We start from the raw sequence: 15982 nt of genomic DNA, 5'->3' as shown, positions 1-15982 counted from the left end.
GCCCGTCCGAAAGCCTGCCTTGTCGTCTCCTCCCGATCAAGCCGCCAGGGCTGGCGCTCCCTTATGCGCAATGAAGTTGGTTGTCTGATCGCGGCTCACGAGTCAATCGCGTTTGAGTATGCGCGATGAGCTCCGAATGCCAGCGCGGCACGGATTCGGCAACGTCATATGGCGCATTCATGTTCTTAGTCGTCGCCCAGCGCTCCATTTTGACGTGAGAGCAATCGTATGTCGGGAACAGGGTTGTCTTCGCGGTCGGTACAAGCCCGCCGCATGATGGTCTTCGCAGGCAAGGTCTTCCTATGTTCTGCGCGCAGTCTCTGGGAGCTGCCGCCAACTTCACGGAATGGCCAGACCTACGTCCACGACAGGGACGCCTTGTCGCGCCAGAAAGGTGATGCGCGGAGAGTAATCGGCTGTCAGACCTTCATTAATGCGTTGGTGCCGGCTGAAGGATTGAAGGTTTCTCCCGTCTTGAGCATGGTATGCATGATAACCGCGAGTTTGCGGGCGACGGCCACAGCCGCCCGCTTAAAGCCAAGCCGCTCGCGCAGCTTAAGTCCCCAATTCTTGAGACTGCTCTCAGTTCTGGCACTGGTTCTCGTCAGCAGCGTTGTCGCCGCTTCGTAAAGCAGCCCGCGCAGCCGGTTGTCGCCTCTGCGTGAGATATGGCCGTCATAATCGACTTCGCCCGACTGATAGCGGCGGGTGGTCAGCCCGAGCCAGGCGCCAACCGAGCGCGAAGTTCGGAAGTTTTCCGGATCCTCGATGGCGGCGATGTAAGAGACCGCCGTAATGGCGCCGATACCTGGAACTGTCATCAACAACTTCGTAGCCGGGCTCTGCCGCGCCGCTGCAATGAGCTGACGGTCAAGAATGGCCGCACGCTTGCGAATATTGTGCCACGCATCAAGCAAGGGCAAAATGATCTGTGCCAGAGAAGTTTGCCTCTCCAGGAGCTCTCGAACATGGGTATCAAAAACCCGACCTGTGCCTTTGGGTACGATAAGGCCGAAGGTCTTCATGACACCGCGGATCTGATTGCCGAGTTGGGTTGAGAGATTCAGGAGCTGATTGCGGGCCGCCACCAACGCGCGGGTCAGCATAGCGTCAAACGACTTGACCCGAACCGCTTTGTAAAAGCCGGCTTCTGCGAGCTGCGCCAGACCATCGGCATCATTGGCATCGGTCTTGTTGAGTGTCTCGTTCAATACCTTTTGCGCGTGCCGCGCTTCAATGCAGATCGCCGGAGCCCCTTCGGCCGTCAGGGCATGGTAGAACCACGTCGACAGCGGCCCCGTTTCGAAGACGACGCGCCTGGCGTGCGGCGCGTGCTTGCGGATAAGCTCGGCCAGAAGCGTTGGGTCCGAAGGGCACTTTCCCCGCCAGATCCGCTTGCCGTCCTCCCGAACCGAGATTGCTGTGTCTTTCAATGAAACATCAAGCCCAATATACTGGTCCATGGTTGCTCTCCATCTGATGTTGGGCCCGGTTTCCCATCGTGAGCCCGTTTCACCATCTTATCGGGAGCAACCACCCCCGATAGCATCTGCTTGGGGCGGTCGCGCCGCGATTACCCCATGTTCTGTCCCTGAGCAGGCAATGCAACACCACCGCCAGCTTGCGGGCCAGCGCCACGCGCGCCTTTCTGGGACCGGCACGTCTGGCGACCGCCAACGCCCAGCCCTTCAGATCGGAACCTTTGACCGGTCGCGTCAGGATGACGTTGGCCGCCTCGTAGAGCGCGGTGCGCACGCTGCCGTCGCCGATCTTCGAGATGCGACCGCTCTGATCGGTGTCGCCCGATTGATATTTCTTCGGCGTCAATCCGAAGTGCGGCCCCACCGCGCGTGAGGAGCGAAATCGCTCCGGCGCGTCGACGGCCGCGACAAACGTCAGCGCCACCAGGACGCCAACGCCTGGCGTCGTCATCAGCCGCTGTGCGTTCTCATCCTGGCGGGCGATGGCACGCAGCTTGCGCTCAAAACCTGCAAATTCATGCACAAGCGCGTCGCGCACCTTCAGCAGGGCCGTCGCGATCGCTTCCAGGGTCGAATGGCCTGCAATCAGCGCGCGGATGCGCGCCCCACGTAAGTGCGCCGCGTCGTCGCCCCGACCTTGAGGCCGAAGCCGCGCAGGATGCCCCGGAGGCTCATCTCGATGTCGTGAAGCTTGCCCGAAATGAGCTTGCGGGCGGTCAGCAGAGCCCGCACCTCCTGGGCGGCAAGAGATTTGCAGTGGACCGGTCTGAACCAGCCAAGCCGCATCAACTGCGCAATGCCCCGCGCGTCCTTCTTGTCGGTCTTCACCGGCATCGTCTTAAAGGCTGCACGCACGTGGCGCGTCTCGATCAGCTCGACAGAAAGACCTGCTTTCACCATCCCGGCATCGAGCCACTGCGACAAAGGGCCGGCCTCCAGACCAATGCGCTCCATCGCCACGCCGTGCGCGCCGAACCAGGCGATCAGCGCATCGGCTTCGCTGAGGATCTTTGCTTCCCGCACAATGCGGCCATCCGCATCCACCACGCACACACTGGCGTCTTCCAGTGATACGTCGATGCCGGCATACTGCTTCATGGTCGTCTCTCCGTGCTGCTATGGAGCAGGCCACTCCTGACTCCGCGACACCATCATTGTCAGGGACGACCACCGGCCCTTCAAACCTGCCGGGCCGGGTTCCGCCCGTTACACCATCTTTTCAGCACAAAGGGGAACGTTCCCCCCCCCGGGGTTCGCGCCTGGGGCCCGCGTAGGAACGGCTACTCTCGACGCGTCGGAGTCATTGGCCTCCCGGCGGATGAATGGCTCGATTGAGCCCAATGCTGGCCTTCCTAGGCCAATCTTCCTGAAACCGAACAATGGGGCGCACCGGTGCTCCTGGTCCCGAGCTGAACTTGCCACCTTGAGGCCTTCCTCGAAGGACGGCGACTCACCTGGCCGTGCTCAGCAGAGAGCGATACCTGGGCTATCGCTCAGGCACTCGCCCTTTGACGACCCAAGCAGTGGCGGCATAGGAGCGCGGACTGTCAATTTTCGCCATCACGATAAGCTAATCTGAGTGTAGCTCGCAGTTTGCAAGAAATCTGAGGTCCCGTGTCGGACTAGCGAAGCCTCGTTCGTCCTCGGCGCATGGATCGGCACTTCATCGGATCCGTCGTAAACTCATAAGGATAAACGATTATGCCCAACACCGTACGCTTGCACCGCGTTCTGGCAACCAGTCCAGAGAAAGTCTATCGCGCGTTCCTCGAGGCCGACGCGCTCGCGAAATGGCTTCCGCCCAACGGCTTCGCCTGCACTGTGCATCATCTGCAGCCAAAAGTCGGCGGCACGTTCAAAATGTCCTTCCGGAACTTCACAACGGACGAAAGCCACGCGTTTGGCGGCGAATATGTCGAGCTCGTCCCGGGCGAACGCCTGCGCTACACGGACAAATTCGACGACCCCAACCTGCCCGGCGAGATGCAGGTTACTGTGACGTTGAAGAAAGTATCGATCGGTACCGAACTGGATATCGTGCAGGCAGGCGTGCCGGACGTCATTCCACCCGAGGCTTGTTATCTCGGTTGGCAGGAGTCGTTACGAAACCTGGCACGGCTCGTCGAGCCTGAGATCAATCAATAGCGCATCAGGATCGAGCAAAGCCGCCGGCATCTGATCGCGTGCTCGACCTCCGCGATCCGACGTCGGCGCTTTCCAACTCGCATCTCCGATTTGGCAGACGCTCGGGCATTGGCGCGACTGCGCCGTTCCGGGAAATTGGTTAATCCTATCTATGCGAAGACGCGACTCCGCAGGCGGGATGTTACCCCGGCGGCTATCAACCCTGGCCAGCCGGCGCGCGTTCGCCGGGCGGTGCTCGCGGCAGCACCATACAATGCCTTCACCCTCACGGACGCGGGAAATATTTTCCTGTCGGCCGGTCAGCCCGAAAAGGCGCTGGAACTGACCGACGCCGCGGCCGCGCGGGACCCCGGATTGGACTGGTTCATTAACTACGTGCGAGGTGCCACCTTTATCGTGCTTGGCAAAAACGAAGACGCGGTTGAGGTGCTGAAGGCCGCAGAATTCGCCGACGCTCCGTTGCTATTAGCTATTGCCTATATGCGTCTTGGGCGCGAAGCAGGGGCCCGAGCTGCCGTCGCGAAGATGCTGAGGTCAGCTCCGACTGCGACGATTCAGTCCTGGCGGCAGGCCTGGAACTTCCGCGAGACTTCCATTCTCGATCAGGCCGCCGCTGACCTTGCGCGCGTCGGCCTTCCCGTTCAACTTTGGCATGAAGTCCGCCCCCGCATGGTGGATACCGATCACATCCCAATCAGCCGAAAATACTGACTGCCGGAACTTCCCGGTTCGGTAGGAGCTCGGTAATGCAAGAGAACCCGCCCGGAGATCGTCGGCTTGCCGCTGGTCGAACCTTCGTGGTCCAGGAGTTGGTTGTCCTGAAGAGAAAAGCTGAGCTCGCCCCCGAGTGGACGTCCGATCACGTACACCCGTTGATCCTCATCTGCGACCGGGAGCGTCGCCATCGGCCACTCAGGTACTCCTTTAGCCGTAGAAAAGGTGGCATGATACCGCCCGATGGCGGAAACCGGGACGGACTAACCGTCCCGGCGCCGGGTGACTACCACCAGGATGTGTAGAAGACAGCTAGGCCGGCCGCGAGCGCTTCGCGGGCCTTGGCGACAAAAGCGAGATCATCGTCGACTTCGCTGCCCTCGGACACGCCGAAGAAGAAGCCTTCGGTCGGCGGCAGGCTGCGATCATGGATCGCTGTTTCCAGGCGATCGAGATCCTCGGCAGTCAGCTGAAGAATGACGCAATTGAAATTCGCGTCATTGCCGCCCTTCTCGCGGTAGAGCTGTTCCATCCTGCCGTGAAAGTTCGGATGCTTGCGCCGGCCGGGCGACTCGCGAAGAGTGCAGGCGTACATGTCGAGTCCCATGATTTTCTCCTTTCATTGCTCGGTCCGAAGGACGCGGCGTGAAAGGCCGGACGGCAGCGGCCGCCGCCGTCATGGCCAACACGGGCCATCGCCGGGGCGTCCCGCCCCCGAAGGCTGGTGCGGGCAGGTCATTGACGGCAAGATGCCGCGCGGCAGGGACGCGAGAAACCGGAGGGACTGTAAGGCAAAGGAAGCCTGGGACCGGCCTCGTCCTGCACCGACGGCTGCCATCCTGCGCAAGGACGCCGACGAGGATGAGCGGCGCAACGGCAACGATTCTCCAGCCGCCTCGCGGCTGAACAGCGAACAGGCGATTGGCTTGCTTCCTGCGGGCTGGGCCTAGAAAACATGCGATCATCTGTGCCAACCGCGGGATGTTAAGCCTCCATTAGGGCCGCAGCATATACTCTCTATTCGCAGCGCACTGCGGGCATGATGCCTCCTGCGTCCCCGGTTATCCGAGGAATTCATAGAGCCATCCCCGCAGGTATCTCCATGCACAGGAATACAGTTTCGGAAAATCGGCGCACCCAGTTACTGGTTCTGCTCGTCGCCGCCGTTTTCATTCTGGTCGCAGCCGCCCTCGCCGGACTGGTTGCGGGCTCGATCGCGACGATCACCACAACCGCAGATGCAATCGATGATCAAAGAGCCCTGCAAGCAACATCGGGAGCGGTGCACGCGCTTCGCAAGCAAATGGCGGCGACCTTGCGGGACAACGCGTACTGGGATGATGCCTATGCCCAGGTGAACGCCGAAACACGCATCGACTGGATCATCGAAAACTGGGCCTCGACCACCGCCGACTACCCTTTGTATGACACGGCGATCGTCGTCGATAGCCGGAATCTTCCGGTCGTTGCGTACCGCAAAGGCGCTCCGATGGACGTCCCGCCGAGCGAATTCTTTGACGACTTCGAAGGATTGATCGACGCGGCGAGGCGCGCGAGGATGTCCGATGCAGTTCCCGTGCATTTCGCGCGCTCCCCCGCGGGAACTGAGCTGATCGGCGCGGCCGCAATCCAACCGTTCGAAAGTGACGACGCGCTCGATTCGCGACGTTTCTATGTGCTTGTCTTCGCAAAGCTGATCACCCCGGCCGTGGTGGCCGAGGTGTCCGACAGTTTTGCAATTGCCGGCCTGCGTCTTGCTTCGAAGCCTGCTGCAGGGCGATTGGCCGTCGCGTTGACAGGCGTGTCCTCTAAGGACGTTGCCTTTTTCACCTGGCCCTCGATGGCACCAGGGACCAAAAGTTACGAGAAAGTCGATGGGGATCTGCGAACAGCAGGCGCCATCCTGATCCTGTTTCTCTGCGGCATTGGGGTAGCCGGTGGCACAACGGTTCACAATTTGCGGAAAAGCGAACACTCTTCGCGCCTACGTGCATTGCATGACCCTCTGACGGGCCTCTTGAACCGCGCCGGACTGCTTGAGAACGTTGCTGCCGCGTCCGACTGGGCTCGACTGAACGAGAAGCAGGTGAAGCTCCATTTCATCGATCTGGACGGCTTCAAAGCCGTCAACGACACCTGGGGGCATGCCGTCGGAGACGCCCTGATCGTCGCCGTTGCCCACCGGCTGCGGGACGCTTTGCCGAAGGATGCGTTTGCTGCGCGCCTTGGCGGCGACGAATTCGCCGTAGTGACCGTCGATGAGCTCGGTGCTGAGCTTCTCCCTAGCTTCGGGGGACGGCTTCAAGAGGCCTTGGCCAGCCTATTCGAGATTGACGGACGGTCGATCGAAATCGGCTGCAGTATAGGCGTCGCGGTCTCTGAGCGAGGTGCCGTGGAGACCGGCGAGCTCATGCGCCGCGCCGACATCGCCCTTTACCGAGCCAAGGACCTTGGCCGCGGCATGACCATCGACTTCGACGACAGCTTTGACGATGATGCCCTCCAACAGTCTGAACTAGAGAGTCAGCTGCGAGCCACGCTGTTGAATGACGGTATGTCGGTTATGTTCCAGCCGCTGATCGATGCACAGTCGGGCGCGGTCACCGGCGTGGAGGCTTTGGCGCGATGGCGTAAAGAGGCTGGTACTGCAATTTCTCCGGATGTATTCATCCCCCTCGCAGAGCGCGCGGGAATGATTGATCTGCTGGGAATGCAGGTCTTGCGGACGTCCCTGCACGCCGCCACCGCATGGCCGAGGCTCAGTCTCGGGGTCAACGTTTCGCCGCTGCAGCTGAAGAACCCGCGCTTCGTCTCGCAGGTCCAAGAAGCGATCAAAGCTGCGGATTTTGATCCGCGTCGATTGACGGTTGAGGTGACGGAGGGTGTTCTGATTTCCAATCCAGAACAGGCGCGTCGGGCGATCGATGGCTTGAAGAAAATCGGTGTCAAAGTTGCGCTAGACGATTTTGGCTCTGGATACGCCAGCATCGGATCACTCCGGCGCTTTGGGTTCGACCGTATAAAAGTGGATCGCTCTTTGGTGACGGCGCTGGACCTCGACCATAATGCCGGCGCCGTGCTTCAGGCAACGGTTGCTCTTGCCAATGCTCTGCAAATTCCCGTCACCGCCGAGGGTATAGAGACTGAACAGCAGGCCACGGCTGTGCGGTTGTCCGGCTGCGACGAACTCCAGGGATATCTATTTAGCAGGCCAGTCAGTGCCGACGCAGTTACCGCTCTTTATTGCGAAGCCGAATCTGGCGGTCTCGCGAGCCAGAGCAGTCGCTGAATCAGAGAGGCGTTCTGCAATGGAATCTGGACGTTTCCCTAGCTAGTCACGTGAGCAAGACATCCCTGCGGTCGTCCCCGCGGATCTTGCCCGTTTTTCCTGGATCGAGGTGGCGCGAGGACGTGAAATACCGTTAGTACCGCCGGGGCTTTACCGCTTTACCGGCCCAGCCCCCAATCGACCGGAGGCTGATGTAAAATCCGGCCGGGACGGCTTGGCTCGTTCCAAGACGTCGCTGCAGGCGAAGGACGCTTCAATGCATGCGGCTACGAAGGAATTTCTTGCCCAATCAGAATATTGCGGGTGATGCAAAGCGGCGCGACAGGCTCGGACGGCCCGGACCTGCTGCGTGCGATGCATCGGCCATTCGTTCTCGAGGAAATCAAGTGCGTCGTAAGGGCCGCAGAACCGTCGCTTCATACCGTTTTGCAGCGTCACCGACAGTGGAACGTGCCATGGCACTTCTTTCATTTTCGGACCTCCTGAAAGGCCGTATGCAGAACCGCCAACCCATCGAAGTCGTTCCCAAAATAAGTGATTCGTCACTCCTGGTCACGGACACGAATCCTTTCACGGCGACGAAGTCGACATTCAGGGTAGTTGCCTGGACGTCGTTGCGGGCGCAGGGTGGCGCTTCACCCTATGATGATAAGCTTGTTTAGGTCATCTGCGCAGCAGGAAACGATGACGATATTATCCGAACGGCAACGTTACCCATCGTCGGCATAGGGGCATCGGCTGGTGGTATTCCTGCCGTGGAAGGCTTCTTCCGGGGGCTGCCGGCACGGCCAGAGATGGCCTTCGTCATCGTAACCCATCTGAATCCGCAACGTCAGAGCCTCCTCAACGAGGTGGTGAGCCGCTATACAGAAATGCCGGTACTCGTCGCCGAAGACGGGATCCCGACCGAGCCAAACCATGTCTACGTGATGCCGGAGAACGCGATCCTCACCATCAAGGAGGATGTGAGGCTGGTTGAGAGCAGCATCGTCACCAGCGGAGGAGTGACCGCTGCGAACGTCCGCAACTTTTCAGAAACTCACGCCGATCCTCATCGCTCCGCGAGGGCTGCAGCTCTGATCTTTCCTGATCCATAACACAGCACAAGCTAATATGCTGCCATATACGCCTTTAGAGCTATCGACGGGCTCCGCGCTGGTGCGATCCAGGCGCCAACGACAGGATCGGGTGTCATAAAAAAGGTGCCCGTCGATCGACGGGCACTCCTAAATCTTTCGCCTCCGCCGAGAGAGCGATATATTCAAACGCTGCGGCAAAAGGAAAGTTCCCCCTCTGCCGCTTAGTCACTACTCAGCCTTACCGGCCCCCCCAGTGGTCAGCATGCTGCGTTTGGATAGACGCGGCTTCAGCTTCGCGCCTTGGTCGCGCCATGCGTTGTCGTGTCGTCGAAGATCAGGCCACCAGACGAACGACGCCCATCACCTAGACAACGAAAAAGAGAGCACTACTATAAGCTCGCATGATCACATCCAGTCTCGGCCCTCTCCCCCACCGGAGAGGGCCTCTTTTTTGTTAATCTGGAATGTCGCGGAGTGGGTGGAGCTGTCCAAAAAATCAAGCGTCGAGACCGAACGAATCCTGAACTCCGCAACAACACTGAGCTACTAATGCGATTGCGCTACAATGATTTACACCAAACCGCCGAAAAACCCCTAAAAATGCATTGCGTCATCCACCTATAAGTGTAATATCCTGCCTGCGCGGGCACACCCTTTAAGTATTGAGCGATTTTCGCATGGAGCGACTTAGGGTCGTATTGCCGTGTCAGCGCTTTATATTGTGCGACTTGGAATGTAGTGGATTTAGTATCAATAGCTTATTCGAAATCCACCGAAACTGTGCATGAAGGATAGCCACATTATTGGCCCTTTAACTCTATGAGCCCGCTGGTCTCTCATACCGTCGGGCTCTTTTCGTGGCCGATTTTCTTCAAGCTGCTGCTTTGAGAATTTCTCGCAGAAGGCCGCCTGCCTCAGGCCACCTTTACAAAGACTTATGAACCATTGCGGCCTTTCGCAAGTCCGCGCGTTATTGGGCGCACGGCAAAAACGTCATCGAAGAAACCCACCCGCTCGATGAGCCTTCCCGATAGTTCATGACGCCTAGCGCGGCATTTGAGCGTGCGCTAAAATGCCGGCATGGCCAAGCGATATGAATTGAAGGATGACGGCAACGGACTGTGGAGCGTGATCGATCGCTTCACTGGAATGCCCGCACGTTGGGAAGGCGTGCTGCAGACTGGCTTGCAGCTATACGCGGCGGACGATCTAAACGAGTTGCTCAACCTGCTAGACGAACGCAGGCGTGCAAAGGGCAAACCAGAGCGAGACCAGCTGTTGTGAGCGAGACGCCGCGCTACACGATCCAGCAAAACGAGAACGGTAGCTGGAACGTCGTTGACACCGAAACGGGTCGCCCCGTCGTCTGGCACAGTGTCCGCGACAATGGTCTAAGTGAGAGCATGGCGCGCGCCTTGGCAGCCAGCATGAACCGGATTGACGCAGGCATGGGAATCGTTCAAGGGCGGCTTAAAGCGGCAGGTTTGCGGGTCGTGAAGGGCGGCAAAAAGGATTGACTCATCCGGTCAGTTCACGGACGCAAAGCAAAAGCGCATAGCCCCGCCTTGATCTATAAAACCCTCCGCTGGTTGCCTGGGCGTTCTACAGCACAAGCTAATTGGTACGATACATCCTTTTAGAGCTATGGACCGTCGCTCGCGACTTTCGCGAGTGTACCAATGGGCCGCTTGGGTAAAAGTCGCCTCAAAAAGTCCGCCCGTTGCTTGGGCGCGCGCGGAGTGTCTGGTCTTCGCTGATGGCTGCCCCAGTGACGATTGCAAGCTCGCCCTCGAGCGTGGTCAGCCGGCCGAGCCGTATTTCGCCCGCATTGGCGACGGCTTGGCGGTAGCGCCGCAGCATCGGCACCAGGGACGGCAGCATCATTGCCATCATCATCTTCACAAGCCACATGCCGAGGAACGATGCCGCGGCAGCGGACCATGTCTGTCCGGGCATCCGCATCCACGTCATCGACATCGTCCAGCCGTGCCAGGCATCGGCATCCCGCCCATCCATGACATGGGCGCGCTCCAGACGATGGTGACTGCCGCGCTGGCGGCGAAGAGCAGCGCCGAAACGGCCAAGAAAGACGGCTCTGACGTTCGCTGCGAAACCACCCCCGTAGCTTCAAAGGCCATTCCATCCCGGCAAATCGCAATCAGATTGACCGGGGCTACCAACAAAACCTCGCTCGACTCCCGACTTCCTTCCAGCTCATGTGGTGCGAGATTTGGTCGCCCCTACCAAACACATCTCACGCGGCACGTGCGGCGAAGATGTCCTTCTTCACCACCGCATGCACCCCCCAGTTTCCATCAACGACCTGGGTGATGCCGAAGTCCACTCCGATCGACATCAGCGAAATCGCCTCGTCCTCTGTTAGTCCTTTGGTTTTCATGAGGAAATGGCGCATTTTCCGGAACGCATCGCGCAGCGCTCTGTCGACAGACGACTTGGAATAGATGTCGCTCTGAGCGCTCGGTCCCAGTTCCTCGAGGTAGTTGGCGTAGGAAAACCCGTGCACGAGCCAGTCGGTTTGCGTCTCGAGCATGGGGTAGTTGAGCTCCTCGAGCGGTGTGCCGGCAAGGTCCGCTTTCTTGTGCAAGATGAGCTGGAACGTACCGGTGAGCGAGCATTCGATCGCCGTGCCGCACAATTCGCTGTCGCCTTGGCTGGCATGGGGATCACCGACCGAGAGCAGCGCGCCGTCGACCGAGACCGGATAATACATCGTGGCGCCCTTGCCGATGCGCCAGTTGTCGATGTTGCCGCCGGTGTAACTCGGCGGGATGGTGTCTACGACGTCCGCTTCCTTCGGCGCCAGCCCGATCGTGCCGAAATGCGGGCGAATAGGCAGTCTCACCCCCTTCAGCACATCGTAGTTCCGTTTGGTCAGGCTATGGTCGACGGGAACACCAGGGTAGTCGATCGTGTCATGCTTGACGCCGAACGGATCGGTCTGCGGCACCCATTGGAAATTGTACACCGCTTCGGCCCAGCTCTTGCCGCTGGCGATGTCGACCTCGTAGATGGTGACGACCTCGCGCTTGGTGCCGCCAAGGAGGTCGTTATAGTGGAAGCCCCAATTGGCCGCCGCGTTGGAGCCATATGACTTGCCGCCGAACTTGGGATTGCCGGACGGACGCGGCTCGCAATCGAGAATCCGCACCTCCAGTATGTCGCCTGGCTCCGCGTCGCGGACATAGACTGGGCCGGTCATGATGTGCACGCCCTGCCCCTCACCAGAGCCTTTCTTGTACTTTGCCGGGTCGGTAGGGCCGGCACCGCGGCGGTCGACGCCCTTCTTCTCTTTCGTCCAGAGATAGACGCTCTCTGCACCCTCGTCGCCCTCAACCATGCGCTCCAGGTCATCGCCCGCATGGTGGGTGAGCGACTCGATCGTGACGATGTCGCCGGAATTGACCTCGATGCGCGGCTTCAGTGATTTGCTGAAGTAGCCCCAATGCACAGTCTCGGCGTTGGCCGGCAAATAGTGATAGGCGCGTTGGGCAGGCAGCTTCGATGTCGTGGCCTGCGCCAGTGCCGGTGTGACCAGCGAGATGCCACCGGCGCCCAGCGTGGCCAGTCCGCTGGCCGCGAACAGGCCACCCTTCAGAAAGCCGCGACGCTCGGCATTTAGATCTTGCTTCAACTTCTTGTAGTGAAGTTCGAAATGCGGACAGCTGACATCATCGCCTTTGCACATGAACAGTCCCCTTGTTTTTTGTTGGAAGGAATATGCGCGATGTTATGCACCACAGGCGCCACCGGCAATCCAGCGAAACGGCCACGAAAATCAATACGTCGCGGTGGCCACCTCAAAAACGCGCGCTAATTCAACGCGTTATGAGAACGCCGGTAACATTGTGCAAGCTTGAGCTCCGCCTGTTGACCGGATAAAGTCAAGAGATTGTTCGCATGCGCACAAATACTGTAGCCGGCGTCGCGATATACTCGATCTGCGGCCGACGGGCGCCCGATGGACGTCACGTGTCGCGGAACAACAAGGACCCTCTTCATATGTTTGCGGCTCCGCGATCGATCGACCATCTGCCCCTCGATCAACGTCATAGGGCGTGGCTCGACTGGTTCGGGGAGCTTTCCCTTTCCGCGTCTGTCGACGATCAGCCGATCCCGAGAGGCACAATGCGCCTGCGGGCAGCGAACGCCACCACGCGCCTCGCCGACGTCTCCGGCACACCGCAGCGCATCGTGCCGATGCGCCGAAGCCACGGGATCCTCTTCGCTCTTATCGTTGCCGGGCGCGGGCGCCTTGTCGCCTCGCAACAGGCGTTCGATCTCGCTGACGGCGACATGATGGTGCTGGGCACGGCCGACGACTGGTCGTTGACCTTTCGCAGCGACTTCCGCGCGTTCCTGCTTCAGGCGGCCGCCGGTCCGCTGGAGGCACGCCTTGGCCGCAGCGGCATTCGCTTGCCGAAAGTGCTGGGCAGCACCGTCGTCGCTGCGGTCGCGAAGTCCGGATTGCGAACGCTGGGCTCAAATCTCGAGACTTCCGGTGCAGCCGATCTGACCGCGGCCGAGGTGGCCTTGACGGAGCTCGTGGCAAGCGCCCTGCTCGGCGAGGTGCGCGAGCCCGCTGGCAGCCTGACCGGTGTGCAAGCGGCGCATTTCAGGCGCGTCGCGGCGGCGATCGACGCGCGGCTGTCCGACCCGGAGCTCGCCTTGGCAGGCATCGCTAGACTAGAAGGGCTTTCCGTCCGTTACGCACAGAAACTGTTCGAGGGGCGCGGCGGAAGCTTCTCCGATTATGTGCGCCAGCAGCGCCTCGAGCATTGCCGCATAGACCTGGCGGATCCCAACCATGCACATGAAAGCGTCGCCGCGATCGGCCAGCGCTGGGGCTTTCGCGATCAATCGCATTTCAGCCGCGTTTTCAGCGCGACGTTTGGAATGAGTCCCACGCAAGCGAGGCGCGCTAGGGCGCAGACGGAGGAAGCTTATCTGCTGCGCGGCAAACCTGACGGCCGCAAGATGGCGGCGGCGCGGGCTGCCCCAATGCTCCAGGCCCCTATGGATCGGCCGCCAACGGTAAGAGCGCGCGAACGCACGGATCATTGGCATTTGCCAGCAACAGCGGAGACCGTGCATTGGGGCTTTTTCAGCCGCTCGCTGCCGCCGGTGTTACGCGTCGATTCGGGCGATATAGTCACCGTCGAGACACTCACTCAGCACGCCGGCGACGACTGGCAGCGGATGGTGGCAGGTGATAGCGGGGCCGAAAGCGTGTTCGATTGGTCACCCGAACACAAGCGCGTCGACCGTCGCGGTGCCGGTCCGGCCAACGCGTCGATCTTCGGGCGCGGCACCGGCGAGGGATTCGGCGTTCACATCATGACCGGTCCGATCTATGTGCGCGGCGCCGAGCCGGGCGACGTGCTCGAGATCGAGTTCGTCGATATTCGGCCAAGGCCAAGCGCTGCCTTCCCCGGCAAGGCCTTTGCATCGAACGTATCGGCATGGTGGGGGTTTCAGTATCACGACCTTCTGGACCGGGAGGTCAAACGCGAAACGGTGACTATCTTCGAGATCGACATGCAGTGCCCGGCCACCGCGCGGCCGCTATACAGCTACGAATGGCAGCCGCAGACCGACCCCTTCGGCGTTGTCCACGAGACGATCGACTATCCTGGCGTGCCCGTCGACCACAGCAAGGTTTCGCATCGCGACTTGAGTGGAAGCGGCGTGCTCATACCGGCGCGCATGCATTTCGGGTGCATCGCGGTGGCTCCGCGCGAGGCCGACCTGGTCGATTCCATTCCGCCGGGCTATTTCGGCGGCAATGTCGACAATTGGAGGATTGGAGCCGGTGCGAAGCTTTATTTGCCCGTTGCGGTTCAGGGCGCACTGCTCTCGCTCGGCGATGGACATTTCGCGCAGGCGGACGGCGAGATCAACGGCACGGGGCTTGAGTGTTCGCTGACGGGCGACATCGTGATAAAGCTGCATAAGGCGGGCGACGCATGCCCGGCTTTCCTGCGCGGTCTTAACTCGCCGCTCATAGAAACCCAGCACAGCTGGGTGATACAGAGCTTCAGCCACCCCAACTATCTCAAGGACCTGGGCAGCAACGCACAGTCGGACGTTTACAAGAAATCCACCATCGATTTGGCGCTGCGCAACGCCTTCCGCCAGACGCGCCGATTCATCATGCAAACATACGATCTCACGGAGGACGAGGTGCTGAGCATCATGTCGCTCGCCGCCGACTTCGGCATCACGCAAGTCGCCGACGGAAATTTCGGCGTGCACGCCACGATCAACAGGGCCGTGTTCGGGGAGCGACACCACAGCCAGCGTACCGCTCGCCCCTGACCGCCCACCTTTTCGAGCCGCCTGCGAACTGAGCACAGCGCAGTGCTGCCTGCGCTGGTGCTGCTGTAGCGCCAGGCCCGACACCCCCATTTGCCTTTGACTTTCACTATCTCTCATCGACCCGCTCTAGCACCGCCTCAACGGCCGCTTCCATGTCAGCGCAGCCGCTTCTTCGTCTCTGGCGCATAGTGCCGAACCCAGCGCGCGGTTCCCCTTGATAATGCGATCTATCGAGCACAGATCGGGAACACGCTCGCTAGAGCTTTCGTGCCGCTACCGGACCTCTGCTCGTGACGCTGCGAAAGTCTCGTGTCGACACAGAGCTGCCGCTGATCATCTTCGCGGTTGTGTCGCGCCGATAAAGTCCGCATCCAGCGATGCCTTGCATCGTCATCCTTGAACTTATATTGCACTGCAATAGTAATCATTCTGCCTGTCCGGACTTTTCCATGGCTGCAGGCTCCCTTCACGCGAAGAGCGCTCCTTGCGCATGACAGAAGGAGTCATCTCATGATAAATTCAATGTACAATATAGACGCTTCCGCCACGTGCCGAGGCCACATCGATATAGGGTGACGCTGTTCGGCGATCTCGCGAAGCGCGCGGGATAAAGCGTCGAGGACCTCGCATTAACCTGCGGTCTGACTGGCGCCACGAAATTAAAAGGATTGAGCTAGGTGCCGATGTCGACCCGGGCAGGCTCAGGCGCATCGCCGTTGCACTTCGAGTGCCAACCTCCACGCTCCTGCTGAAGTAGCGGAATCGGGCGCCGCACTGCTTTCAGTTGCGACGCCCCAAGGCTTCTGATTTCTAAGCCAATGGCCACCCAGTTGTCCCGCACTGGGCTTTGTTGAACGCCGCAGATGCAGCGATGGCTGCACCTAACAACGCGGCGCGCGGCCATGTATTCGGGCCCTCTGGGTTCGCTCGGATCCGCT

Annotated in this window: 11 protein-coding genes and 4 pseudogenes; 8 read left to right on the top strand and 7 right to left on the bottom strand. The window is 60.2% G+C overall.

The features are described 5' to 3' along the window. Positions 1-419: 419 nt before the first annotated feature. Positions 420-1463, bottom strand: a complete 1044-nt coding sequence (locus tag PYH37_RS02795) for an IS110 family RNA-guided transposase (protein WP_280731917.1) — start codon at positions 1461-1463, stop codon at positions 420-422. A gap of 49 nt (positions 1464-1512) precedes the next feature. Continuing rightward, positions 1513-2579: pseudogene (locus PYH37_RS02790) on the bottom strand (IS110 family RNA-guided transposase). A gap of 603 nt (positions 2580-3182) precedes the next feature. On the opposite strand from PYH37_RS02790, the gene PYH37_RS02785 reads away from it, so the two are divergent. Together PYH37_RS02785 and PYH37_RS02780 are read left to right on the top strand one after the other, a co-directional pair. Next, positions 3183-3626: an SRPBCC family protein gene (locus tag PYH37_RS02785; protein WP_280731916.1), complete on the top strand. Its 444-nt coding sequence runs from the start codon at positions 3183-3185 to the stop codon at positions 3624-3626. A gap of 237 nt (positions 3627-3863) precedes the next feature. Then, positions 3864-4337 (top strand): annotated as a pseudogene (locus PYH37_RS02780) (hypothetical protein); the annotation flags it as partial. Here the strand turns inward: PYH37_RS02780 and PYH37_RS32365 are convergent. Next, a complete protein-coding gene (locus PYH37_RS32365; protein ID WP_425336071.1) occupies positions 4310-4531 on the bottom strand; it encodes a trypsin-like peptidase domain-containing protein in 222 nt (73 codons plus the stop codon). The pseudogene PYH37_RS02780 and the gene PYH37_RS32365 sit on opposite strands and share 28 nt — an antisense overlap. A 95-nt stretch (positions 4532-4626) precedes the next feature. Continuing rightward, positions 4627-4947 carry a phosphoglycerate kinase gene (locus tag PYH37_RS02775; protein ID WP_280731915.1) on the bottom strand — a complete coding sequence of 107 codons (321 nt, stop codon included), beginning with the start codon at positions 4945-4947 and terminating at the stop codon, positions 4627-4629. Between the two features lie 432 nt (positions 4948-5379). Here PYH37_RS02775 and PYH37_RS02770 point away from each other — a divergent pair, with 432 nt between their 5' ends. Next, the gene (locus PYH37_RS02770; protein WP_280731914.1) at positions 5380-7629 is read left to right on the top strand and encodes a putative bifunctional diguanylate cyclase/phosphodiesterase; all 2250 of its coding nucleotides are present in this window, start codon (positions 5380-5382) and stop codon (positions 7627-7629) included. A 150-nt stretch (positions 7630-7779) separates the two neighbouring features. On the opposite strand, the gene PYH37_RS02765 is transcribed toward PYH37_RS02770, so the two are convergent. Next, the gene (locus PYH37_RS02765) at positions 7780-8049 is read right to left on the bottom strand and encodes a DUF982 domain-containing protein (protein WP_280732508.1); all 270 of its coding nucleotides are present in this window, start codon (positions 8047-8049) and stop codon (positions 7780-7782) included. Between the two features lie 335 nt (positions 8050-8384). Here PYH37_RS02765 and PYH37_RS32180 point away from each other — a divergent pair. The 3 genes and pseudogenes from PYH37_RS32180 to PYH37_RS02750 all read left to right on the top strand — a co-directional run. Further along, a pseudogene (locus tag PYH37_RS32180) lies at positions 8385-8555 on the top strand (chemotaxis protein CheB); the annotation flags it as partial. Positions 8556-9788: 1233 nt separating this feature from the next. Continuing rightward, positions 9789-9992: a hypothetical protein gene (locus tag PYH37_RS02755; RefSeq protein WP_280731913.1), complete on the top strand. Its 204-nt coding sequence runs from the start codon at positions 9789-9791 to the stop codon at positions 9990-9992. Next, entirely contained in the window at positions 9989-10225 is a 237-nt protein-coding gene (locus PYH37_RS02750) for a hypothetical protein (RefSeq protein ID WP_280731912.1), read from the top strand. Before PYH37_RS02755 ends, PYH37_RS02750 begins: the two co-directional genes overlap by 4 nt. A 187-nt stretch (positions 10226-10412) precedes the next feature. Here the strand turns inward: PYH37_RS02750 and PYH37_RS02745 are convergent, their stop codons facing one another. Then, the gene (locus PYH37_RS02745) at positions 10413-10724 is read right to left on the bottom strand and encodes a copper chaperone (RefSeq protein WP_280731911.1); all 312 of its coding nucleotides are present in this window, start codon (positions 10722-10724) and stop codon (positions 10413-10415) included. Positions 10725-10962: 238 nt separating this feature from the next. Next, a complete protein-coding gene (locus PYH37_RS02740; protein ID WP_280731910.1) occupies positions 10963-12414 on the bottom strand; it encodes an acetamidase/formamidase family protein in 1452 nt (483 codons plus the stop codon). A gap of 314 nt (positions 12415-12728) precedes the next feature. Here PYH37_RS02740 and PYH37_RS02735 point away from each other — a divergent pair, with 314 nt between their 5' ends. Together PYH37_RS02735 and PYH37_RS02730 are read left to right on the top strand one after the other, a co-directional pair. Further along, entirely contained in the window at positions 12729-15044 is a 2316-nt protein-coding gene (locus PYH37_RS02735; RefSeq protein WP_280731909.1) for an acetamidase/formamidase family protein, read from the top strand. A 510-nt stretch (positions 15045-15554) separates the two neighbouring features. After that, a pseudogene (locus PYH37_RS02730) lies at positions 15555-15801 on the top strand (helix-turn-helix domain-containing protein). Positions 15802-15982 lie beyond the last annotated feature (181 nt).

This window comes from Sinorhizobium numidicum (genome assembly GCF_029892045.1).
In the GTDB taxonomy this organism is placed as follows: Bacteria; Pseudomonadota; Alphaproteobacteria; order Rhizobiales; family Rhizobiaceae; genus Sinorhizobium; species Sinorhizobium numidicum.
The sequence above is the reverse complement of the archived record's forward strand: the minus strand, read 5'-3'. Positions and strand labels throughout refer to the sequence as shown.